A 22,673-nucleotide genomic window follows, 5' to 3' on the forward strand; every position below is an offset into this window, starting at 1 on the left:
GGGGTACGTCCGCGACCACGATCTACGCGTGTAGTCCCCGCACGGCTCGTTCCCCTGCCCGCGCCACCCCAGTCCCAGGAGAGTCCCGTATGCCCGTCAATCCCCTGAACCGCCGGGAGTTCGTGAAGAAGTCGGCCGTCACCGGCGCGGCCGTGGCCGTCGCGGGGACGGCCGCCGCGACCCCCGCCCAGGCCGCCGACCGGCACCCCGAAAAGGCCCCCCGTACCTGGACGTTCTCCATCCTCGGCACCACCGACCTGCACAGCCACGTCTTCGACTGGGACTACTACACGGACGCGGCCTACAAGGACAGCAAGGGCAACTCCGTCGGCGTCGCGCGCGTCGCCACCCTCATCAAGCAGCAGCGCGCCGCCAAGGGCGAGGACCACGTGCTGCTCGTCGACGCGGGCGACATCATCCAGGGCACCTCGCTGGCGTACTACTACGCGCGCGTCGACCCGATCCTCGGCACGGACGGGAAGAAGGGCCCCAAGCACCCCATGGCGGTCGCCATGAACGCCATGCGGTACGACGCCGCCGCGCTCGGCAACCACGAGTTCAACTACGGCATCGAGACGCTCCGCAAGTTCGAGAAGCAGTGCCACTTCCCGCTGCTCGGCGCCAACGCGCTCGACGCGAAGACCCTCCGCCCCGCCTTCCAGCCGTACACCGTGAAGTGCATCCGCGTCCCCGGCGCCCCCGACATCAAGGTCGGCATCCTCGGGCTCACGAACCCCGGAATCGCCTTGTGGGACAAGGACAACGTGTCTGGCAAGATGGCCTTCACCGGCCTGGTCGAGCAGGCGAAGAAGTACGTGCCCCGCATGCGCGCGCTCGGCTGTGACGTCGTCTTCCTCACCGACCACTCGGGCCTGGACGGCAGTTCGTCGTACGGCACCGAGCTCCCGTACGTCGAGAACGCGTCGAACCTCGTCGCCGAGCAGGTCCCCGGCATCGACGCGATCCTGGTCGGCCACACGCACACCGAGGTCTCGTCGTACACGGTGACGAACACCGAGACGGGCAAGGACGTGGTGTTGTCGGAGCCGTACTGCTGGGGCATGCGCCTGACCGTCTTCGACTTCGAGCTCGAACTCGTCCGCGGCCAGTGGAAGGTCACCAGCACCAAGGCGCAGACCCTCAACAGCAACACGGTCGCGGAGGACGAGGAGATCACCGAGCTCCTCAAGGCCGACCACGACCTGGTGGTGAAGTACGTCAACACGGCCGTCGGCACCTGTACGGCGGACCTGTCGGCGGCCGAGGCGTGCTGGAAGGACGTCCCGGTGATGGACTTCATCCACCAGGTCCAGATGGCGACGGTGGCCACCGGCCTGTCCACGGCGGACGCCGCACTCCCGCTGATCTCGGTCGCGGCACCCTTCAGCCGCACCGCCGACATCCCCCAGGGCGACGTGACCATCCGAGATGTCGCGGGCCTCTACATCTACGACAACACCCTGTACGGCAAGAAGCTCACCGGCGCCCAGCTCAAGGACTACCTGGAGTACGCGGCGAAGTACTACCACCAGGTCGCCTCCGGCACGGAGGTGGACACCGCCACCCTCACCAACGCCAACAACTTCTGGGACTACATGTACGACACCGCCGCCGGCGTCTCGTACGACATCGACATCGCCCAGGCCGAGGGCTCCCGCATCAAGAACCTCACCTACAACGGCACGGCGGTGGCGGACGACCAGGTCTTCGTCGTAGCCGTCAACAACTACCGCGCCAACGGCGGCAGCGGCTACCCGCACATCGCCTCCGCCGACATCGCCTACAGCTCCACCAACGAGATCCGCCAGCTGATGATCGACTACGTGACGGAGAAGGGCTCGCTGGACCCGGCGGACTTCGCGGTCACGAACTGGAAGCTGACGCAGGACGGGACGGCGGTGTTCTAGCGGGACCGCCTGCTGGACCGCAGGCGAGCACGTCCATTGACCGCTGCCCTTGCCGGCTTCGGCCCGTACGGCTCCGGCCGTGCGGGCCGATCGCCTGGGTGGACCTGGTCCGGCAGCCATCCGACCACACCCGCGCTCTGCCTGGCCGCCGCCGGACGGCGCAAGGGGCTGCCCACCCCTGACGAGGGCCGCCTCGCGCCGGGCGCAGTGGGTGACGATATCTCGCCGCGAGCCACCCGATGGCACGGTGCCCGTCCGGTCGCCTCGGCCGGGCGGCGGCTTTGGTGTCGCCGCTGCCCGGCCGTCGGTCTCGCGCGGGCGGACAGTCGCCCTAGCTGAAGATGATCATCGACCCTTGGGCGAGGCTCCGTGTCGCCGCCGCGTGCAGGCCCAGCCAGACGTGCCGTTCGCGGGCGAAGGGACTGGAGTCGTAGGGGGCGGGCGCCGCGGGCTCCTCCAACTCCGTGGGGGCCATGGGGGGCTCCGGGGCGGCCGGAGGGTTCGCCGGGTCGATGCCGATCGACGGGGCGACGAATTCGAGTTCGCGCAGCAGGGTGTGGGAGGAGCCCAGGGGGCCGCCCCCGGCGAGGAGTTCGTCGTTGGCGAGCGGGTGCGGGAAGTCGACCGGGACGTACGCGCCCGCGTGGTCGTAGTGCCAGACGAGGTGCGACTGCTGGGCGTTCGTCTCGAACATCTCCAGCAACTGCTCGTAGTCGCCGCCCAGTTCGTCCACCGGAGTCACCGCGAGCCCGCACATCTGGAGCAGATACGCCCGGCGCAGGAAGTGCAGTGCGTCGTAGTCGAACCCCGCGACCGGGGCCACATCGCCGGACAGCCCCGGCATGTACGCGTACACCGGCACCGGCGGGAGTCCGGCCTCGCCCAGCACCTTGTCGTAGAGCGCGAGTTCCTCGGCGAAGGGGTTGTCGGGGGTGTGGCACAACACGTCGACGAGCGGGACCAGCCACAGGTCACAGGCCAACAGACGGCTCCTCTAGCTCCTTGGGGTGCACGGTGGTCAGGGCAGCGTAGTGCGCGCGGCGGTCTTGGGAAGTCCTGGTGCACAACTCGGGTTCCTGGTGACCCGAGGTCGGGGTGGCCGTGCTCGGGAGCTCCGCCCCCAAACCCCCGATCGCCCGAAGGGCTCGTCCTCAAACGCCGGACGGGCTGAAGATTCTGCCGTGTCACGGGCTGAAGATTCCGCCGCCGCACGTGCTGCCGATTCCGCCGCCGGACGGGCTGATGATTCCGCTCGGTCCTGCTGCGAGGTTCACTCTGCGGCCAGGCGCTCGATGAGCGCGAGCGAGTGCTCGTTGTACGCCGTGACGATGGCGTGCGCCGCGACCGCGTCACGGCGGGCCAGCGCGTCCACGAGCTCTGTGTGGCCGGACCACAGGTGGCCCTTCAGGTCGGCCACCTGGCGCAGGTGCTGGACCGTGCAGACCCAGGTCTGGACGCGCAGCCGGTGCAGGAAGTCGGCGAGGTAGGGGTTGCCGAAGAGGCCGCTCAGCTCGCGCCAGAAGCGGAGGTCGTAGCCGATGAGGATGTTCAGGTCGCCGGCGGTGGCCGCGCGCTGGGCCTCCTCGCCGCGGCGGCGGACGCCCGCGAGGGCGGCGCTCGCGCGCGGGTTGTCATCGGCCCGCTTCATGGCGCCCTCGGTGAGACTGCGGAATATCCCGTCCGTGACGAGGGTGCGGGCCTCGATCATGCCGCGGTAGTCGGCCAGTGAGTACTCGTGCACGCGGAAGCCGCGGTGCTGGTCCGCCTCCAGCAGGCCCTGCGCCGACAGGTCGACGAGGGCTTCCCGGACGGGGGTCGCGGAGACGCCGTACTGATCGGCGATCTCCTTCACCGTGAACTCCTGGCCCGGCTGGAGACGGCCTGCCAGCACCTCGTCGCGGAGCGCGTCCGCGATCTGCTGGCGCAGGGTGCTGCGGGTTACGGCGCCATTGCCGCCGGTGCCGGGCATGGTGTCTCGTTTCCCTTCCGCGTACGGGTACGTAGTGGTCTACTCGCATATCTCTTCGAGCAGGCCACCATACGCGGTGCGGTTACGGAGAGGCTTTTTCGCCCCCGCCCCCGCCGCCCCTTCCCTTCCCGTCCGTGGGGCTCCGCCCCAGACCCCGCTCCTCAAACGCCGGAGGGGCTGATTCTTAGCCCGTCCGGCGTTTGAGGACGAGGCCGTTCAGGCCGAAGGGGGGTCTGGGGCGCAGCCCCCAGGTACGGGACGGGTAGGGGCGGAGGGGGCGAAAAACTCCCTACGCGGTCACAACGTGTGCTCGTCCGCCACCGACAGCGCCTCGTCCAGCGCCGCCAGCCCCTCCTTGGCCTCGGCCTCAGTGATGTTGCACGGCGGCACGACATGGGTGCGGTTCATGTTGATGAAGGGCCACAGGCCACGCGCCTTGGCGGCGGCCCCGAACGCGGCCATGGGCGCGTTGGCCTCACCGGCGGCGTTGTAGGGAACCAGCGGCTCCCGCGTCTCCCGGTCCTTCACCAGCTCCAGGGCCCAGAAGACACCCGTACCGCGCACCTCACCCACACTGGGGTGGCGCTCGGCGAGGTCCCGCAGCCCGGGCCCGAGGACGGTCTCGCCGATGAGGGCGGCCTGGTCGACGATGCCCTCCTCCTCCATCACGTTGATCGTGGCGACGGCGGCGGCACAGGCCAGCGGATGCCCGGAGTAGGTGAGCCCGCCGGGGTAGGGCCGACGGGCGAAGGTCTCCGCGATGGCGCCCGAGATCGCGACACCGCCCAGCGGCACGTACCCGGAGTTCACGCCCTTGGCGAAGGTCATCAGGTCGGGCGTCACGTCGTAGTGATCGGCGGCGAACCACTTGCCCGTACGGCCGAAGCCCGCCATGACCTCGTCCAGGATGAAGACGATCCCGTACCGGTCGCAGATCTCCCGCACGCCCGCGAGGTAGCCCGGCGGCGGCGTCATGATGCCCGCCGTGCCCGGGATGGTCTCCAGGATGACGGCCGCGATCGTGCCCGGCCCCTCGAAGGCGATGGTGTCCTCGAGGTGCTGAAGCGCCCGCTCGGACTCCTGCTGCTCGCTCTCGGAGTGGAAGGGCGAGCGGTAGAGGAACGGCGCCCAGAAGTGGACGACACCGGCCGCGCCGCTGTCGTTCGGCCAGCGCCGCGGGTCACCGGTGAGGTTGATCGCGGCGGAAGTGGCACCGTGGTACGAGCGGTATGCGGAGAGCACCTTCGGACGGCCGGTGTGCAGCTTGGCCATGCGCGTCGCGTTCTCGACGGCCTCGGCGCCACCGTTGGTGAAGAAGATCTTGTCCAGGTCGCCCGGGGTCCGCTCGGCGATCAGCCGCGCGGCCTCCGAACGCGCCTCGACGGCGAAGGCGGGCGCGAACGTGGACAGGGTTGCGGCCTGCTCCTGGATCGCGGCGACGACCTTCGGGTGCTGGTACCCGATGTTGGTGAAGACGAGCCCACTGGTGAAGTCCAGATACCGCTTGCCTTCGTAGTCCCAGAAGTACGACCCCTCCGCGCCGGCGACGGCGAGCGGGTCGATGAGCTCCTGCGCGGACCAGGAGTGGAACACGTGCGCACGGTCCGCGGCCTTCACGGCGGCGCCGACCTGGGGGTTGGGCTGAGGGGTCATGCGCCGAAGCGTAAATGTCCACGGTGTGGACGCGACATCGGCGTCTTGTCTGCGGTCCGGGGCTTTCCGCGACAGTCTGTCGGGCTTGGTCGCCTGGGATCCGCCCTCCAAGGGTAATTGACAGCATGCTGTCGAATTGACAGCATGCTTACATAATGCTTGGGCCTGCCCGAGGAGGAGCCATGAACGCCATGACCGCCGTGAGCGTCATGAACCGCAAGCCGGTGCACCTCGCCGTCTACGACACCTTCGCCGATTGGGAGACGGGTCACACGACCGCGTATCTCGCCCGCGCCGGACACGAGATCCGGACGGTGGGTCCCACCAGGGAGTCGGTGAAGACGATCGGCGGGGTCCGTATCCAGCCCGACCTCGCCCTCGACGAGGTCCGCCCCGACGACAGCTCGCTGCTGATTCTCACCGGCGCGGACCTCTGGGACACGGGCGACGACCTCGCGCCATTCGCCCGCAAGGCGCGGGAATTCCTCGACGTGGGCGTGCCCGTGGCCGCCATCTGCGGGGCCACCGCCGGTCTCGCCCGCGAAGGCCTGCTCGACGACCGTGCCCACACCAGCGCCGTGTCCTTCTACCTCGCCGCCACCGGGTACGAGGGCGGCGAGCGGTACGTCGACACCGACGCCGTCACCGACGGGAACCTGATCACCGCGGGCCCGACCGAACCCGTCGCCTTCGCGCGGGAGGTCTTCCGGCTCCTCGGTGTCTACGAGGGGGAGGTGCTGGACGCCTGGTACCGGCTGTTCCACGACTCCGACGCGGAGGCGTACGCCGTACTCGAGAAGGCGGGGCAGTGAGCCGGGAGCGCCAGGACCTGCTCAGCCGCACCGCCCTCGGCGTCTTCCGGCTGAACGGCCAATTCCTTTCTGTCGCCGATGAGCTGGCCCGGCCCGCCGGACTGACCGCCGCCTGGTGGCAGGTGCTCGGCGCGGTACTTCCCGAACCTCTCCCCGTCTCCGGGATCGCCCGAGTCATGGGCATCACCCGGCAGAGTGTGCAGCGCATCGCCGATCTGCTCGTGGAGAAGGGCCTGGCGGAGTACCTCCCCAACCCCGCCCACCGCCGCGCCAAACTGCTCTCCCCGACCGAGGACGGCCGCGCCGCCGTCGCCAAGATCGGTCCCGGCCACGCGGCCCTCGCCGACCGGCTGGCGGAGGCCCTCGGTGAGGACGGATTCGCCGAGACCGTACGGGTGCTGGAGCGGCTCTCCGCGGTGCTCGACGACCTCGCGGCGGGCGCCGGGACGGGCGCCGGGACGGACGCTACGACGGCCGTCACAGAAACGGCGCGGGCTGTTACGGAACCGTAGACACCGCCTCATCCACCTCCCCGTACGGCCGCACTATCCTCGGTCTGTTGCACACGTGCGGGGGAGGGTGGGCGCGGCCATGGAGAAGCTGGGGTCGGGGGATCCGCAGCGGATCGGGGCGTATCGGCTGCTGGCGCGGCTCGGTGCCGGCGGGATGGGGCACGTGTATCTCGCCCGGTCCGACCGGGGACGTACCGTCGCGGTCAAACTGGTCCGCCAGGAGCTCGCCGAACAGGAGGAGTTCCGGGCCCGCTTCCGCCAGGAGGTGCAGGCCGCGCGACGGGTCGGCGGGTACTGGACCGCGCCCGTGCTCGACGCCGACACAGAGGCCGAGATCCCTTGGCTGGCCACCGGTTACGTTGCCGGGCCCAGCCTGCAGACCGTCGTCGGCCACGACCACGGCGCGCTCCCCGAGCGGTCCGTCCGCATCCTCGCGGCCGGGCTCGCCCACGCCCTTCAGGACATCCACGCCGCGGGCCTCATCCACCGCGACCTCAAGCCCTCGAACGTGCTCGTCACCATCGACGGCCCCCGCGTCATCGACTTCGGGATCGCACGCGCCCTGGAAACCGTCACCGAAGGCGGCCTCACCCGGACCGGCGCGCTCGTCGGCTCGCCCGGTTTCATGGCCCCCGAGCAGGTCCGCGGCGACCGCGTCACACCCGCGTGCGACATCTTCTGCCTGGGCTCGGTCCTCTCGTACGCCGCCACGGGCGCCCTTCCCTTCGGGGCGGCCGGCAGCGGTGTGCACGCGATGATGTTCCGCATCGCCCAGGAGGAACCCGACCTGGAGGGAGTGCCGGAGGGCCTCGCCGACCTCGTACGCGACTGTCTGCGCAAGAACCCCGCCGCCCGGCCCACCCTCGACCAGATCCTGGAACGCACCGGCGCGGAGGACACCGTCTCCGGCGGGCGGACGCGTGACCCGTGGCTGCCGAGCGCGCTGGTGGCCCAACTCGGTCGGCATGCGGTGCAGTTGCTGGATACGGAGAATCCGGATGAGGGGACGGGGGCGGGGCCTGGGGTGCCGGGTGGGGCTCCCGTGGCGCCAGGTGTACCCCCTGTGCCGCCGGGTGTGGCTCCCATCTCGCCGGATGGGGCCTCCGTGCCGTCGGGTGCCGCTCTCGCGCCGGGTACGGCCCCCGCGTCGAGCGCCCCGTCCGCGCCTCCGCCGGTCTCAGCCTCACCCTCGGCCCCAGCCGCAGCCCCAACTCCGCCCCCGCCCCTGCCTCCGGACTTCTCCAAGCCGCCGTCCGCCCCGGTGCCCAGCCCCGCCGCCCCGCCCGAGGCCTCCCCGGAACACGCCCCCACCCCCGCCGAGGAGGGCTCCACCCAGCCCCCACCGGGACAACCCGCCCCGTTCGACCACCTCCCCACGGCGATCGCGGGCACGGGTGCCGACGCGGGCCAGGCAGCCCCTCCGTCAGCCCCTCAGGCCACCCCGCCCGTCACCCCGCACCCGGCCTACGGCTATCCCCAGCAGCACCCCCAGCCCCCTGGTCCGGGCGCCCCGCACCCCGCGTACGGCTATCCGCAGAGCGGCTGGGGCGGGCCTCCCGCCCACGGTTCGACGACCCCGTACGGCACGGGGAGCGCAACGCCCCCGTACGGGCCGGGCTGCGCGGCACCTCCGTACGGGCCGGGCGGCGGCCCGCTCGCCCCGCACCCCGAGCCCTCCCGCAGAAGCGGCCGCTCCACCGTCGCCCTGATCGCGGTGGCCCTGGTCGTCGCGCTCGGCGCGGGCGGATCGGTGTACGCGCTGATGAAGGGCGGCGGGAGCGACAAGACCGGCGACGCCAAGGCGTCCCCGGGCTCCAGCGCGCCCACGACACCGGGCCCGAGCACGTCGGAGCCGTCCTCCCCGACGTCGGAGTCGCCCACCACGCAGTCCCCCGCGAGCGGCACGATCCCGGACGGGTACCTCGGCACCTGGGACACGAGCATCGACAACGCGACGGGTCACAACACCCGCCAACTGGTCATCCAGCAGGGCGAGGTCGGCGACACGGTGCTCTCGCTCACCGCGGACGGCCCGGCCGGCAGTGGCACGTACCACTGTGTCTTCCAGGCCACGCTGACGGCGGCCCCGGCTGACGGCGGCCCCCTGGAGATCGGCCCCTCCGAGGTCACCGTCGGCGAACCCGCCTCCTCCTGCTCCCCGGGCGCCGCCTCCGAGATCACCCTCCTCTCGGACGGCAGCCTGCGCCGCGTGAACACGGACTCGGGCGAGGCGCTGACGTACACGAAGAGCGGCTGACGCGACAACGGGAGAACCGACCAACTGCCTTGTTTTGAAAGGGTGTTGAAGTTCATCCGGCGTATCCCGGCTGTTCCCGCCCCGAGCCGTACGGTGACCGCACCGTCGGCTCGGGGGAGTGGCTCGAAATGGAGTGGCTGAGCGCAGAGAACGTGGTGGCCGTCGGGACCGCCGTGATCGGTGTCGCCGCGTCCGCCGTGATGGTCTGGTACGAGCGCCGGGTGCCGCGGCGCAAGCGGATCGGGTACCGGGTCCAGATGGACAACCCGATCGGCGACGACGTGCGCTCGGGGCGCGCGAACGTACGGCTCGGGCTGTTCGACGAGACGCCGGGCATGACCGACGCCACCCTCGTGCTGCTGCGGATCGAGAACGACGGCTCGCAGAGCATCGCCGGGGACGACTACACGAGCCGTGAACGGCACGGCCTGACCGCGGTGTTCACCGACCGCACCATCCGGGGCGTGTCCGTCACCCAGCCCCCCGGCACCGACCACCTCATGGACCACTTCACCCCGGCCGCGGGCCTCAGCTACGAGGACGGCGTCCTGCGCATCCCGCGCGTCCCACTCAACCGGGGCGAGCACTTCAAGCTGCTCGTGTTGCTGTCGGGCGGCGACGTGGGCCGCGGGATACGGCTGATCGGCGGGCTGCGGGACGGCGAGGTGAGCCCCAACCGCAGTACGACACCGGACGATCAGCCGCCGCTGTTCAGCCGCGCCGCCCGGCTGATCACCGTGCTGCTGACCGCGTGCGTCGTCACCCTCGCGCTGATCGTCGTCCTGCGGGACGACTCACCGCCCCCGATCGGCTGCGAGCGGGGCACGCTCACGGTCACCGGCTCGACCGCCTTCGAACCCGTGATGCGCGAACTGGCCAAGAAGTACGAGGAGGACTGCGCGGGCTCCACCATCACGGTCGATCCGCACGGCAGCACGGCCGGTGTACGGGAACTCGACGCCGCCGGAGCGAAGTCCAAGAACGGCTCCCCGCCCGTCGTCGCCCTCTCCGACGGCCCCAAGACCAGCGGCCTCCCGCGACTGCGCGAGAACCGGATCGCGGTCTCGGTCTTCGCGCTCGTCGTCAACGACGACATCCCGCTGAAGAACCTCTCGCTCACCGACGTACGCCGCCTCTACCGCGGCGAGATCACGAACTGGAAGAAGCTCGGCGGCCCCGACCGGCCCGTCCTCCTCGTCAGCCGGGACGCCAACTCCGGTACCCGGCAGGTGTTCCAGCGCCGGGTCCTGGCCCGCGGGGAAATCGCGAACTCCTCGCTGGACTGCGTCCACAAGGACGACACCACGGCCCCGGTCGTGCGCTGCGAACTCGACTCCACCGACCAGGTGTTGAGCACGGTCGCCCGGCTCCCCGGCGCGATCGGCTACAGCGAACTCAACAGCGCCACCGGCTACAAAGGCCTGCACGAGCTGAACCTCGACGGCCACACCCCGTCCGTCGAGGACCTGGAGCACGGCACCAGCGACTACCCGTACCGCGAGATCGAGTACGCCTATACCTACGGCCAGCCGCCCGCCGACTCCCTCGCCTCCAGTTTCCTCTCCTACATCAGCCGCGGCAGCGGCCAGGACGTGATCCGCACCCACGGGCATCTGCCGTGCGGGACGCCGGTGGGCCTGAAGATCTGCGGCGACGGGTGAGGGGCTCTTGCCCGCGGGTTGTCGCGTACACGACGATTGGTGAAGCCGTCCGGTACCAATGGTTCGCGTCAGCCCCGGGAGGACACATGCGCCCCAGCAGAAGATCGGTCCTGACCGCGACGGCGGCGAGCGCGGTGGCGCTGGGCGCGGCGGGCACGGCGGGCGCGGCCCGTTCAGGCCGATAGCGGGGGGTCTGGGGGCGCAGCCCTCAGGCACGGGACGGGTAGGCGCGGAGGGGGCGAAAAACAACCGGCTCTCACCGAGGCTCTGGCGGCCGCTGCCGAGGCATGTTCGGCCGGGTTCCCGGCGGCAGAGGCAGCCGCCCGGGCGCCGCGCCCTCGGACCGGGGCGCCCCGGCCAGGGACGACTGGATCCCCAGCGGCGCGGGCCCCGTCCGGAACTCCACCATCCAGTCCGCGGTCTCGGCCCGCACCAGCTCGGTCACGTCCTCGGAGAACCGCCGCAGCACCCCGAGACACCGCTCAGCGGCTTCACTCGCCATCCCCTCCGTCGGCCCCAGCACCTCCCGCACACTCTCGGACGCCCAGTCGAACTGCAGCACCTGAAGCCGCCGCTGCACGGCCTGAGCGGTGGCCACATCCCTTATCCACCCGGAAGTGACCCCGAAGAACCGGTCCCCCGCGACGCACGCGACCCCGAGCAGCAGCCCCAGATACCCCCAAGGGGCAATCCCGCCCGCCACCCCGGCGAGATCGAGCAGCGGAAGCGCCGCCCCGGCCACCGCCCCGAGCGCGGCCCCGCCCCGCAGCCCCCGAGCGCCCCACCGTTTCCACACCCGATCCGCGAGATACCAGGAAGCCGTGTCGAGAGCCCCCCGCTCCACCCACCGGTACAGCTCCTCGAGCCGCTCCGCCGGCTCCCCCCAGTCCCCGAGCGGAAACGGCCGCCCGGTCAGGTCGCCCTGCCGGGGCCCTGCCGCCCCGTCGTCCCGCCCGTCCTGGGGCGGCCCCTCGGGCTGCATCTCCGGCTGGCTCACCCGGCACTCCCTACTGACGGCGGTGATGACGGTACTGACGACGCTGATGACGGTACTGACGACAGTGGTGACGGTACTGGTCACGATGCGTGACATCACGTGACGCGTGGTGCTGAAGCGCCGCACCTTTCCTACCGCCCAATGGGTGGCGATGGCCCGGGTTGCATCACTTTTTCGCCCGGAAGAGGGTCTTGATCAGGTATAGGCCTCTAGACCGACTCACTCGAAAGAGTGCTTGGGCGACGGACCCCCCAACAACGTAGGCTCGTGCTGGACGGGAAAACCCGTCCAGACAGCCGTACTGACAGCGGTACTGACAGCCGTACGAACCAGGAGCTGATGGTGATTCCCGGTGGTGGCCAGCCCAATATGCAGCAGCTGCTCCAGCAGGCCCAGAAGATGCAGCAGGACCTCGCGAACGCGCAGGAAGAACTGGCACGCACCGAGGTCGAAGGCCAGGCGGGCGGCGGTCTGGTGAAGGCGACCGTGACGGGCTCCGGAGAGCTCCGCGCCCTCGTGATCGACCCGAAGGCGGTCGACCCCGAGGACACGGAAACCCTCGCCGACCTGATCGTCGCGGCCGTCCAGGCGGCGAACGAGAACGCGCAGGCGCTCCAGCAGCAGAAGCTCGGCCCGCTCGCCCAGGGCCTCGGCGGCGGCAGCGGCATCCCCGGCCTGCCGTTCTGATACCCCGGCCCGCCTTTCTAAGAGAGGCCGGTGCCAACTACCGTACGTACTGAAAGATTCCAGGAAGGACGGCAGTCCGTTGTACGAAGGCGTTGTTCAGGACCTCATCGACGAGCTGGGGCGGCTGCCCGGCGTCGGTCCCAAGAGCGCGCAGCGGATCGCTTTCCACATCCTGCAGGCCGAGCCGACGGACGTCCGCCGTCTTGCGCAGTGCCTCATGGAGGTCAAGGCGAAGGTCCGCTTCTGCGCGACCTGCGGCAATGTCGCGCAGGAGGAGCTGTGCAACATCTGCCGTGACCCGCGCCGCGACCTGACGGTCATCTGCGTGGTGGAGGAGCCGAAGGACGTCGTCGCGGTCGAGCGCACCCGCGAGTTCCGGGGCAAGTACCACGTCCTCGGCGGAGCGATCAGCCCGATCGAGGGTGTGGGGCCCGACGACCTGCGCATAAGGGAGCTCCTTGCGCGCCTCGCCGACGGCACGGTCACGGAACTGATCCTGGCCACGGACCCGAACCTGGAAGGCGAGGCCACGGCCACGTACCTCGCCCGCATGATCAAGCCCATGGGCCTCAAGGTCACCCGCCTGGCCAGCGGCCTCCCGGTGGGTGGCGACCTGGAATACGCGGACGAGGTCACACTCGGCCGCGCCTTCGAGGGGAGACGACTCCTAGATGTCTGACGCCACGCTGCACGCGACCAGCCCGGACCCCGACGACTTCGTGGTCCAGATCGCGGACCAGGTAGAGAGCTTCCTGGTCGCCGTCACCGAGGTGGCCAAGGGCGACGAGCCGGACTCGGCGATCCCCTTCCTGCTCCTGGAGGTCTCCCAGCTCCTCCTGGCCGGCGGCCGCCTCGGCGCGCACGAGGACATCGTCCCCGACGAGCGCTACGAGCCCGACCTGGGCCCGGAGCCCGACGTGGACGAACTCCGCGAGCGCCTGGCGACGATGCTGGAGCCGATCGACGTGTACTCGGAGGTCTTCGACCCCTACGAGCCGCGCAAGGCCCCGGTCCCGGCCCGCATCTCGGACGACCTGGCCGACGTCATCACCGACCTCCGCCACGGCATGGCCCACTACCGCGCGGGCCGCACCACGGAAGCCCTCTGGTGGTGGCAGTTCTCCTACTTCTCCAACTGGGGCTCCACCGCGTCTGCGGCGCTGCGCGCCCTCCAGTCCGTGCTGGCCCACGTGAGGCTGAACCAGCCCCTGGAGGAGCTGGACGGCCTCGACATCGACCAGGACCTCGGCGAGGACGCCCTCGCGGAGGAGGCGGGCAAGGTGATGGCGGAGGAGATCGCGGGGCCGCTGGGCCTGCGGACGGTCAAGTAGCAAGCGGCAAGCAGCCAGCGGCAAGCAGCAAGTACGTCAGGATCGAGTGGCCTGATGGGGAATCAACTCACAGTCCCCACAGGCCCTTTCCGAGCGTGCTGAGTCCGCCCCCGAGCGCCAGCAACAGCACCAGCATCCGGGCCCGCTCCTCCGGTACCCGTTCCGCGAGCACCTTCCCGATCCCGGCGCCGACGGCCATCGCCGCTACGGAGAGCGCCCACACGGACGCGCCGAGCCGGGGAACTCCGTTGGCGGCGATGGAAATGGCGTTGACGACCACCCCGTAGAACTGTGCGTTGGGTACGAACTCCCGCACAGTCCACCCGGCATTGACCGCATACAGCGAAACCGGCGGACCCCCCACCCCCGCCGCGGAGTTCATGAAACCTCCGGCGGCCCCCGCGGCCACCGCGCCCCGGCCCCCGCGCAACGAGGGCATCCGCACCCCGCGCATCACGACCACGACGGCGACGCTCACCAGCGCCCCCATCGAGGCCAGCAGCACAGGCTCGGGAAGCCGCCGCGCCACCCAACTCCCCAGGGGAACCGTGCAGGCGGAGGCTGCGACGAGGGGCACCATGGCCTTCAACCGCACCTGCCGCCACCCGCCCGCGAGCCCGACCACACTGATCGCCCCGGCGGCGCAGTTGGCCAGCACGACGCCCTCGGCAGGCCCGAGCACCAGCACGAGTGCGGGCACGGCCACCAGCGCGAACCCCATCCCCGTGAGCCACTGCACGGACGACCCCAACAGCACGATGCCGCCCAGCAGTAGCTCGCCCATCCACCCGTCCGTCACGGCGGTTCAGCGCCCCGCACGCTGCGGCCATGTGGCCACGCCGCCGCAGATGCCCCCACCCAGCAGGGCGAGCGCGATGGTCAGCGCGATCCAGTGGTGGGTGGCCAGATCGAGGACCCCCTGGTCCAAGGCCCCCGCGGCCTGTGCCCGTTCCGGGTACTGCGGGTCGTAGACGACGGTCGTCGCCTCGCGGTTCTCGGCGTCCCGGGGGCCGTGGGGTACGTAGAGAGAACCGTCGATCGCCGGTTCCGGCTCGTCGATGGGCTCCCCGGCGGCATCGGTGAAGTCGAGCCACACCGAGGACGTCTTGCAGCTGATGCCCCGCCCGCTGGAGCAGGCGCTGGACAGGGACGCGTGGGCCGACGCGTGCCGCCCGTGATCGCGCAGTGCCGCCAACTGCTCACGACCGTCCACGAGTTGCCGTATCTGGCCGGTCAACAGCAGAGCGGCCGGTAAGACCCTGACCGCGCCAGGAGCGGTCGAAAGCGCGGGCCTTGTCCGTGTCCGACATGCCGGGGCCCTGGTCCAGGACGGACAGCACCACCATGTCCGGGGCCGCCGAGACCCGTACGGTGATCGTCGCACCGTCCGGGGACACCTCCAGGGCATTGGAGAGCACGTTGTCCAGCACCTGGTCCAGGTGACCGGGGCCGGCCAGCACCAGCGGCCGGCCGTCGAGCTCCCCCTCCAGCGCGATGGTGACTCCGCGCTCCTCGGCGGCCGGTCTCCACACGGCCAGCCGGTCCTCCACCAGCTCCCGCAGCGGCAGCGCTTCCGCCGCCGTCACCTTCGCCTCCGCCCGGGCCAGGACCAGCAGTCCGTTCACCAGACGGCTCATCCGCACCACTTCGGCCGTCGCCTGCTCCACGTCCTCCCGTACGAAGTCGTCGTCGACGCCGTCCGCGATGTTGTCCAGCGACAGACGCAACGCCGTGAGAGGCGTGCGGAGTTGGTGCGAGGCATCGGCCACGAAGACGCGCTGGGAGTCGACGAGGATGTCGAGCCGTTCCGCGCCGGAGTTGAGGGTGCGGGCCAGTTGCTGGGTCTCCGGGGGACCGGTGACGGGTGAGCGGGCGGTGAGGTCACCGTCGCCGAAGCGGGTCGCCATGTCGTTCAACTGGCGCAGGGGGCGGGTGAGTCGGCGTGCCACCAGTGCGCCGAGGCCCGCCGCCACCGCCAGGACACCCACGGCCAGCACCGCGCGGAAACCCCAGATCCGCCACAGGCGTGCCGTCAAGTCCGATGTGGGGTAGGCGACTTGGACCGCCCCCACCGTCCGGCCGTCCCGCTTCGCCGGAGCCGTCACCTTCAGCTCGCCGGCGCCCCAATGCGCCGTGGTCTGCCCGTCCGACGGCGCTTCGGAGGCCGGGAGTACGTGCACCGTGCCGGGGGTCTCGGCCGCGTACGCCGCGGACATCCGCGTCAGCGCCGCCCGCGACACCGCGTCCCCCTCCGCCAGCAGCAGCGCCATGGTCCTGGCCTCCCGCCGTACGGACTCCTCGGTGTCCCCGCGCAGCTGCGAGGTCAGCGTGAACGCCACCGGCACGGTGAAGGCCGTCAGCGCGACGGCCACCAGCAGGCCCACCACCCGGTCCGTCTCGTCGCTGCGCGCGCTGATCACGATGATCGGGATCTCGCCGCGCGCCCGCAGCGCCTTGCAGACGTCGAGGCCGTCGGTGTCGGGCAGGCCGAGGTCGAGGAGGACGACGTCGTACGGGCCCTCGTACGTGAGGGCCGCCCCGCCCGTGGTCACCCACTCGACCTCGAAGCCGTAGCGCAGCAGTCCGCGCCGGAGCGATTCGGCGACCGGTTCGTCGTCTTCCACCAGGAGTACGCGCACGGGTGAACCTTAGTGCTTGAAAGTTAAGTCACTGCTGTCGCATGTGACCCGGCCCACTTCCGGCGTGTTCGGTGCCGTCTGCGGGCAGGTGCCGTTCTGGAGCGGCCGGAGGACCCTGCTGACCTGACAATCCGGAGTGATCACGTCGTGAGCGGGACATCTCACGATGCGATACTTCGGAAGGGAAATCCGGCCGCTCGTTAGACTGAGCCGACCGCAGTTGTGCGGTGCAGAGACAGATTGAGCGAGGAGCGCACGTGGGCCTTGTCGTGCAGAAGTACGGAGGCTCCTCCGTAGCCGATGCCGAGGGCATCAAGCGCGTCGCCAAGCGGATCGTGGAAGCGAAGAAGAACGGCCACCAGGTGGTCGTGGTCGTTTCCGCGATGGGCGACACGACGGACGAGCTGATCGATCTCGCCGAGCAGGTATCTCCGATGCCCAGCGGACGAGAGTTCGACATGCTGCTGACCGCCGGAGAGCGGATCTCCATGGCCCTGCTGGCGATGGCGATCAAAAACCTGGGCCACAGCGCCCAGTCGTTCACCGGTAGCCAGGCGGGTGTCATCACCGACTCGGTCCACAACAAAGCGCGGATCATCGACGTCACGCCGGGCCGTATCCGTACGGCGCTGGACGAGGGCAACATCGCCATCGTCGCCGGGTTCCAGGGCGTCTCGCAGGACAAGAAGGACATCACCACCCTCGGTCGCGGCGGGTCGGACACGACGGCTGTCGCCCTCGCGGCCGCTCTCGACGCCGAGGTGTGCGAGATCTACACCGACGTGGACGGCGTGTTCACCGCCGACCCGCGCGTGGTGAAGAAGGCGAAGAAGATCGACTGGATCGCCTTCGAGGACATGCTGGAGCTCGCCGCCTCCGGCTCCAAGGTGCTGCTCCACCGCTGTGTGGAGTACGCCCGCCGTTACAACATCCCGATCCATGTGCGCTCGTCCTTCAGCGGGCTGCAGGGCACGTGGGTCAGCAGCGAACCGATTCAGCAAGGGGACCAGAAGGTGGAGCAGGCCATCATTTCCGGTGTCGCTCACGACACCTCCGAGGCCAAGGTCACGGTCGTCGGCGTCCCGGACAAGCCGGGCGAGGCCGCCGTCATCTTCCGCGCCATCGCCAATGCCGAGATCAACATCGACATGATCGTGCAGAACGTGTCCGCCGCCTCCACCGGCCTCACGGACATCTCCTTCACCCTCCCCAAGACCGAGGGCCGCAAGGCCATCGACGCCCTGGAGAAGGCCAAGGGCGCGGTCGGCTTCGACTCGCTGCGCTACGACGACCAGATCGGCAAGATCTCCCTCGTCGGCGCCGGCATGAAGACGAACCCGGGTGTCACGGCCGGGTTCTTCGAGGCGCTGTCCGACGCCGGTGTGAACATCGAGCTGATCTCCACCTCGGAGATCCGCATCTCGGTGGTCACCCGCGCCGACGACGTGAACGAGGCCGTGCGCGCCGTGCACACCGCCTTCGGGCTCGACTCCGACAGCGACGAGGCCGTCGTCTACGGAGGTACGGGCCGCTGATGGCTCCCATCGGATCTCGCGCCGGGCGTCCGACGCTCGCGGTCGTGGGAGCGACCGGAGCCGTCGGCACGGTCATGCTCCAGATCCTGTCCCAGCACGCGGACATCTGGGGCGAGATCCGTCTGATCGCCTCCCCGCGCTCGGCTGGCCGCAAGCTGGCCGTGCGCGGCGAGGAGGTCGAGGTGATGGCCCTGTCGGAGGAGGCCTTCGACGGGGTCGAGGTCGCCATGTTCGACGTACCGGACGAGGTGGCCGCCCAGTGGGCGCCGATCGCCGCGGCCAAGGGCGCGGTCGTCGTCGACAACTCCGGCGCCTTCCGGATGGACCCGGAGGTGCCCCTCGTCGTACCCGAGGTCAATCCGCACGCGGCGCGCGTCCGCCCGCGCGGGATCATCTCCAACCCGAACTGCACGACCCTCTCCATGATCGTCGCCCTCGGCGCGCTGCACGCCGAGTTCGGACTGCGCGAGCTGGTCGTCTCCAGCTACCAGGCGGTCAGCGGCGCGGGCCGCGCGGGCGTGGACACCCTGCGCCAGCAGCTGTCCCTCGTCGCCGGTACGGAACTGGGGACCAGCCCCGGTGACGTACGCCGTGCGGTGGGCGACAACACGGGACCGTTCCCGGAGCCGGTGGCACTGAACGTGGTGCCGTGGGCCGGGTCCCTCGCCGAGGACGGCTGGTCCTCGGAGGAGATGAAGGTGCGCAACGAGTCCCGCAAGATCCTCGGGCTCCCGGAACTGCGCGTCGCCGTGACCTGCGTACGCGTCCCCGTCGTCACCACGCACTCCCTCACCGTGCACGCCCGTTTCGAGGGCGAGGTCACCGTCGCCAAGGCGCGGGAGATCCTCGCCACCGCGCCGGGGGTCGTCTTGTTCGACAATCCGGCCGCCGGTGAGTTCCCCACGCCCGCCGATGTGGTGGGCACCGATCCGACGTGGGTCGGGCGGGTGCGCCGGGCGCTGGACGATTCGACGGCACTCGAACTGTTTGTCTGCGGTGACAACCTGCGCAAGGGTGCTGCATTGAACACCGCGCAGATCGCGGAGCTGGTGGCGGCGGAGATCATGGGGGCGTAAATTCAGCCTCCTGAGCGTCCGTCAGGGGGCGCAGGTTCTGTGTCCTGGATCGTCGGCAGCCGGAATCTCGCTGGCTGTCGGCGGATTCGTTTGTAGAATCTGTGTCAGGTTTGTGTGCCAGTTATTGGTCCGGACCACTTGATTCCAGCCCACTCGACGTTCGAAGATTTTCCTCCCCGTCCTCCGCAACCGTGCGGAGGGCGGGGAGCGTCTTTGCGGACGCCGTTCAGGGGCGTCCGGACGTGACGGCAAAACGGGGCATAGGGGAAGAGCTGGTAGGCATGAGGGCATTTGACGCATTGTCGGACGGGGTGCCTGACGCAAAAGCGATGCCTGATGCGTACAACCCTTGCGGGGGGAGACGTGTCCAACTGGCGTGGCAGAGGTACTCGAATTCACCGCGGGCCAGACGAGGGGCACAGCCCTGCGTCCACCCCGCCGACTCCGCAGCCCCGGCGCGCCCGGCGGCATGCCGGTGATCGCGCCGATGCCCGCAGCGCGGCCGGCCCGCATCCCGAACCAGCGCGACGGCGCTGAAGACAGCCTGGCGGCGGGCACCACCGTCGACCATCTGACCGAGACCTACCGCGCCCACTACCGGTCGCTCCTGGGTCTCGCGGCGCTCCTGCTCGACGACACCGCCTCCTGCGAGGACGTCGTCCAGGAGGCCTTCATCCGGGTGCACTCGGCGCGCAAGCGTGTCCGCGACCCGGAGAAGACGCTCGCGTATCTGCGCCAGACGGTGGTGAACCTCTCGCGCTCCGCCCTGCGCCGGCGCATTCTCGGCCTCAAGCTCCTCTCGAAGCCGATGCCCGACATGGCGAGCGCCGAGGAAGGCGCCTACGACCAGTTGGAGCGCGACGCGCTGATCAAGGCGATGAAGGGACTCCAGCGCCGCCAGCGCGAGGTCCTGGTGCTGCGCTACTTCGCGGACATGACCGAGGCCCAGGTCGCCGAGACGCTCGGGATATCGCTGGGCTCGGTCAAGGCGTACGGCTCCCGCGGCATCGCGGCGCTCCGAGTCGCCATGGAGGCTCCGGCATGAGCGAGCGACGTGACACCCACGACCGACACGAGCCTTACGAGTGGCATGAGCCGACACATCGGCACGAGGCCCACAAAGACGAGCGCGAGCAACATGCTGGGAACGGAACTGTGAACCACGGCCCCGACGGACACGGCCCCGACGCACCGGGCGCCAACGCACCGGGTCCCGCCGGACCGGGATCCGAGGGGCTCGGCTCGGACGAGCTGTCGCTGCGCCGCATGCTGCACCAGGCCGTCCAGGAGATCGAGCCCATCGACGGCACGCTGGAGCATCTGCGCCGCGCGGTCCCGGCCAGGCGGGCCCGCAAGCGCCAGGCCGTGATCGGCATGGCGGCCGCCGCACTCTTCATCGGCACGGCGGTCCCGGCCCTCGTACACGTCTCGAACTCCACGGGGTCGAACGCCGACCCGTCCATCGCGGCCAACAGCTCGCAGTCCCAGGGCGGTACGAGCCAGGGCAAGGGCCCGGACGGCGGGTCGAGCGCGGTGGGCGGCTCCTCCGGCGCGTCGAAGGACAAGGGCAAGGACGACCAGAAGGGCAAGCCGGACAAGGGCAAGGGCGCGGGCAGCGGGGCCACCACGGGTGGACCCGACCCGTCGGCCTCGGCGGCGGCCGCGCCCGCGTGCACGGCGGATCAGCTCGGCGGGGGCACCAGCGTTCTCGCCGATCCGGACTCCACGGGCGTGGTCTACGGCTCCTTCGCCATCTCGAACGTCTCCACCACCGGCTGTACGGTCAGCGGCGCGGGCGGCGTGACCACGACCCCGTCGGGCGCGGCGGACGCCTCCAAGATCACCGTGACGACGCATGTGTCGGGCGACGCGGCCACCGGGCTGCCGGACCCGACGACGGAGGTCGCCTCCCTGGTGCTTCAGCCGGGAACCTCGTACGTGGTGAAGTTCGCCTGGGTGCCCTCGGAGACCTGTCCGACCACCGGAGGCGGGGACCCCTCGCCCGACCCGTCCACCACGGAGGGCGCCACCGACACCGGCGGCACCACCACGGAGAGCGGCACCGCGCCCCAGCTGGTCACGGAGGACGGGGTGGCCGACGGCAGCGTCACCATCTCGTACACGGCGGCGACGGGCACGGCCTCCGCCTCGACGAGCGTGTCCAACGCGTGCGCGGGCACGGTGTACCGGACGGGTCTGCTGGCGGCGTCCTGACCCCGTGAAGGTCTCTGTGAGGGCCCAGGGTCTCTACGGGACCGGGGGTTTTACCGGACCGGGGTGCCGGTGGTGTCCGGCGTCGGGGTCTCGTCCGGGGTCTCTTCCGGGATCAGGCCCAGTGCCGTGTCCCGTGCGAACTCCGCCTCGCGGCGCAGCAGCCGGAACCACATGAAGACGACGAAGCCCGCGAAGACGAACCACTCCCCGGTGTAACCGAGGTTCTGGAACGCCTTCAGGTCCAGGCCCGTGCCCTGCGCCGCGGTCGGGGCCACCGCCTTCATCCCGCTGTCGGCCTTGGTGAGGGTGATCCACGCCGGGTACACGTCGTACGGCACCAGGTTCACCAGCGACGCCGAGCTGATCGCGCCGGTCTGGCCGTCCGGCAGACCACCGGCGGTACTGACGCCATTGGCCCCCGGGCTCTCGGACGCCTGCAGCGCACCCGTCACCGTGACCTCGCCGGTGGGCGCGGCCGGTGCCTTCGCCGGGTCCGCGTCGCCGGGCAGCCAGCCCCGGACGACGGGCAGCGCCTTGCCGCCGTCGACCCGCAGCAGCGTCAGTACGTAGTACCCGCGCTTGCCGTCCACCTTGCGGTCCGGCACCAGCAACTGTTTGCCGTACCGGCCGGTCGCGGTGGCCTGCTTGCCGGACGTCTTCATGTCCACGGGCAGCAGCTCGTCCAGCGGACGGGCCGCCTCGGTCTTGGCCGCGGCGGCCTCTGCGGTCGCCTCCCGCTGGCCCTGCACCCGGTCCTCGAACCGTCCCAGCTGCCATGACCCCATGAACACGCAGAAGGGGATGGCCAACAGCACGAAGACGTTGATCCCCCACCAGCGGGGCGTCAGCAGGAAGCGGTACACGGCTTCCACGGTACGGGGCGGCCGGGCGAGTCCGGGCCGCGGGGTGGGCCCGGGTCAGCACCGCGCGAGAGACGGCTCAGCACCACGCGACGTACGGCTCAGCACTGCCCGGCGCACGCCTCGATATCGCTGGGCGCACGCCTTGGTATCGCTCGCCGCACGCCTCAGTACCGCTCGACCAGGTGCTCGCGCCCGGCCGGGGGCTCGTAGGGCTCGGGCCAGAAGTCCGTCACCGTGGCTATCCGACCCTGCTCGTCCACCGTGAAGAACGTGACCGCGTCCATCTCCTCCAGGCCCACGGTGAAGCGGGTCCAGGTGACGGCCTGACCGGGCTCGGCCAGCACGCGCTCGATCCGGACGTGCCAGTCGCCCGGATACTCGCGGTTGAACTGGACGTACCTCGCCCTGCCGAGGATCCGCTCCCGCGTCTGCGGCAGGGTGTAGACGACGTCCTCGGCCAGCGTGTCCGCGAACCCGGTCCAGTCCCGGGCGTCGGCGGTGGCCCAGTAGCTCTCGACGGTCTTGCGCAGATCGGTCATGTCGAGGAGTCTGCACCCCGC

Annotated in this window: 21 protein-coding genes; 12 read left to right on the forward strand and 9 right to left on the reverse strand. The window is 70.5% G+C overall.

Features of this window, described 5'->3' with window-relative positions:
* The first annotated feature begins 89 nt into the window (after nucleotides 1–89).
* Nucleotides 90–1,907, forward strand: a complete 1,818-nt coding sequence (locus tag ACZ4WS_RS23770; RefSeq protein WP_467983228.1) for a bifunctional metallophosphatase/5'-nucleotidase — start codon at nucleotides 90–92, stop codon at nucleotides 1,905–1,907.
* A gap of 331 nt (nucleotides 1,908–2,238) precedes the next feature.
* Here the strand turns inward: ACZ4WS_RS23770 and ACZ4WS_RS23775 are convergent, their stop codons facing one another.
* From ACZ4WS_RS23775 to ACZ4WS_RS23785, 3 genes are all read right to left on the reverse strand, one after another.
* Nucleotides 2,239–2,889, reverse strand: coding sequence for a hypothetical protein (locus tag ACZ4WS_RS23775; RefSeq protein ID WP_467983229.1), 651 nt, complete (start codon nucleotides 2,887–2,889; stop codon nucleotides 2,239–2,241).
* A gap of 288 nt (nucleotides 2,890–3,177) precedes the next feature.
* Nucleotides 3,178–3,876, reverse strand: coding sequence for a GntR family transcriptional regulator (locus ACZ4WS_RS23780; protein ID WP_467983230.1), 699 nt, complete (start codon nucleotides 3,874–3,876; stop codon nucleotides 3,178–3,180).
* 297 nt (nucleotides 3,877–4,173) lie between these two features.
* Entirely contained in the window at nucleotides 4,174–5,529 is a 1,356-nt protein-coding gene (locus ACZ4WS_RS23785) for an aminotransferase class III-fold pyridoxal phosphate-dependent enzyme (RefSeq protein WP_467983231.1), read from the reverse strand.
* A gap of 209 nt (nucleotides 5,530–5,738) precedes the next feature.
* Here ACZ4WS_RS23785 and ACZ4WS_RS23790 point away from each other — a divergent pair, with 209 nt between their 5' ends.
* From ACZ4WS_RS23790 to ACZ4WS_RS23805, 4 genes are all read left to right on the forward strand, one after another.
* Entirely contained in the window at nucleotides 5,739–6,341 is a 603-nt protein-coding gene (locus ACZ4WS_RS23790) for a type 1 glutamine amidotransferase family protein (RefSeq protein ID WP_467983479.1), read from the forward strand.
* Nucleotides 6,338–6,853 carry a MarR family winged helix-turn-helix transcriptional regulator gene (locus ACZ4WS_RS23795; protein ID WP_467983232.1) on the forward strand — a complete coding sequence of 172 codons (516 nt, stop codon included), beginning with the start codon at nucleotides 6,338–6,340 and terminating at the stop codon, nucleotides 6,851–6,853. Before ACZ4WS_RS23790 ends, ACZ4WS_RS23795 begins: the two co-directional genes overlap by 4 nt.
* A gap of 79 nt (nucleotides 6,854–6,932) precedes the next feature.
* Nucleotides 6,933–9,110, forward strand: a complete 2,178-nt coding sequence (locus ACZ4WS_RS23800; protein WP_467983233.1) for a serine/threonine-protein kinase — start codon at nucleotides 6,933–6,935, stop codon at nucleotides 9,108–9,110.
* Between the two features lie 128 nt (nucleotides 9,111–9,238).
* On the forward strand, nucleotides 9,239–10,771 hold the full coding sequence (locus tag ACZ4WS_RS23805; protein ID WP_467983234.1) for a substrate-binding domain-containing protein: 1,533 nt from the start codon (nucleotides 9,239–9,241) through the stop codon (nucleotides 10,769–10,771).
* Between the two features lie 256 nt (nucleotides 10,772–11,027).
* Here the strand turns inward: ACZ4WS_RS23805 and ACZ4WS_RS23810 are convergent, their stop codons facing one another.
* On the reverse strand, nucleotides 11,028–11,768 hold the full coding sequence (locus ACZ4WS_RS23810; RefSeq protein WP_467983480.1) for an SLATT domain-containing protein: 741 nt from the start codon (nucleotides 11,766–11,768) through the stop codon (nucleotides 11,028–11,030).
* A gap of 342 nt (nucleotides 11,769–12,110) precedes the next feature.
* On the opposite strand from ACZ4WS_RS23810, the gene ACZ4WS_RS23815 reads away from it, so the two are divergent.
* From ACZ4WS_RS23815 to ACZ4WS_RS23825, 3 genes are all read left to right on the forward strand, one after another.
* Nucleotides 12,111–12,455: a YbaB/EbfC family nucleoid-associated protein gene (locus ACZ4WS_RS23815; RefSeq protein ID WP_362027154.1), complete on the forward strand. Its 345-nt coding sequence runs from the start codon at nucleotides 12,111–12,113 to the stop codon at nucleotides 12,453–12,455.
* Nucleotides 12,456–12,534: 79 nt separating this feature from the next.
* Nucleotides 12,535–13,134: a recombination mediator RecR gene (gene recR, locus ACZ4WS_RS23820; protein WP_266400725.1), complete on the forward strand. Its 600-nt coding sequence runs from the start codon at nucleotides 12,535–12,537 to the stop codon at nucleotides 13,132–13,134.
* On the forward strand, nucleotides 13,127–13,786 hold the full coding sequence (locus tag ACZ4WS_RS23825) for a DUF5063 domain-containing protein (RefSeq protein ID WP_467983235.1): 660 nt from the start codon (nucleotides 13,127–13,129) through the stop codon (nucleotides 13,784–13,786). The genes recR and ACZ4WS_RS23825 overlap by 8 nt, the downstream gene beginning before the upstream one ends.
* Before the next feature lie 67 nt (nucleotides 13,787–13,853).
* Here ACZ4WS_RS23825 and ACZ4WS_RS23830 read toward each other — a convergent pair whose 3' ends face one another.
* The 3 genes from ACZ4WS_RS23830 to ACZ4WS_RS23840 are packed head-to-tail and all read right to left on the reverse strand — an operon-like array spanning nucleotide 13,854 to nucleotide 16,425.
* A complete protein-coding gene (locus ACZ4WS_RS23830) occupies nucleotides 13,854–14,570 on the reverse strand; it encodes a TSUP family transporter (RefSeq protein ID WP_467983236.1) in 717 nt (238 codons plus the stop codon).
* Between the two features lie 21 nt (nucleotides 14,571–14,591).
* Nucleotides 14,592–14,999 (reverse strand): hypothetical protein, encoded by a 408-nt coding sequence (locus ACZ4WS_RS23835; RefSeq protein ID WP_467983237.1) that lies wholly within the window; start codon nucleotides 14,997–14,999, stop codon nucleotides 14,592–14,594.
* Nucleotides 14,986–16,425, reverse strand: a complete 1,440-nt coding sequence (locus tag ACZ4WS_RS23840; RefSeq protein WP_467983238.1) for an ATP-binding response regulator — start codon at nucleotides 16,423–16,425, stop codon at nucleotides 14,986–14,988. The genes ACZ4WS_RS23835 and ACZ4WS_RS23840 overlap by 14 nt, the downstream gene beginning before the upstream one ends.
* Before the next feature lie 257 nt (nucleotides 16,426–16,682).
* Here ACZ4WS_RS23840 and ACZ4WS_RS23845 point away from each other — a divergent pair, with 257 nt between their 5' ends.
* The 4 genes from ACZ4WS_RS23845 (at nucleotide 16,683) to ACZ4WS_RS23860 (ending at nucleotide 21,250) form a co-directional block, all read left to right on the forward strand.
* Nucleotides 16,683–17,960: an aspartate kinase gene (locus ACZ4WS_RS23845; RefSeq protein ID WP_467983239.1), complete on the forward strand. Its 1,278-nt coding sequence runs from the start codon at nucleotides 16,683–16,685 to the stop codon at nucleotides 17,958–17,960.
* Nucleotides 17,960–19,036, forward strand: a complete 1,077-nt coding sequence (locus ACZ4WS_RS23850) for an aspartate-semialdehyde dehydrogenase (protein ID WP_467983240.1) — start codon at nucleotides 17,960–17,962, stop codon at nucleotides 19,034–19,036. Before ACZ4WS_RS23845 ends, ACZ4WS_RS23850 begins: the two co-directional genes overlap by 1 nt.
* Nucleotides 19,037–19,505: 469 nt before the next feature.
* Nucleotides 19,506–20,081 (forward strand): SigE family RNA polymerase sigma factor, encoded by a 576-nt coding sequence (locus ACZ4WS_RS23855; protein WP_467752764.1) that lies wholly within the window; start codon nucleotides 19,506–19,508, stop codon nucleotides 20,079–20,081.
* 110 nt (nucleotides 20,082–20,191) lie between these two features.
* A complete protein-coding gene (locus ACZ4WS_RS23860) occupies nucleotides 20,192–21,250 on the forward strand; it encodes a hypothetical protein (protein WP_467983241.1) in 1,059 nt (352 codons plus the stop codon).
* A 50-nt stretch (nucleotides 21,251–21,300) separates the two neighbouring features.
* Here ACZ4WS_RS23860 and ACZ4WS_RS23865 read toward each other — a convergent pair whose 3' ends face one another.
* Nucleotides 21,301–22,113 carry an SURF1 family protein gene (locus ACZ4WS_RS23865; RefSeq protein WP_467983242.1) on the reverse strand — a complete coding sequence of 271 codons (813 nt, stop codon included), beginning with the start codon at nucleotides 22,111–22,113 and terminating at the stop codon, nucleotides 21,301–21,303.
* 164 nt (nucleotides 22,114–22,277) lie between these two features.
* Complete coding sequence (locus ACZ4WS_RS23870; protein ID WP_467983243.1) at nucleotides 22,278–22,652, reverse strand: nuclear transport factor 2 family protein; 375 nt, start codon at nucleotides 22,650–22,652, stop codon at nucleotides 22,278–22,280.
* Between the last annotated feature and the right edge of the window lie 21 nt (nucleotides 22,653–22,673).

This window comes from Streptomyces sp. NPDC029292 (genome assembly GCF_055569295.1).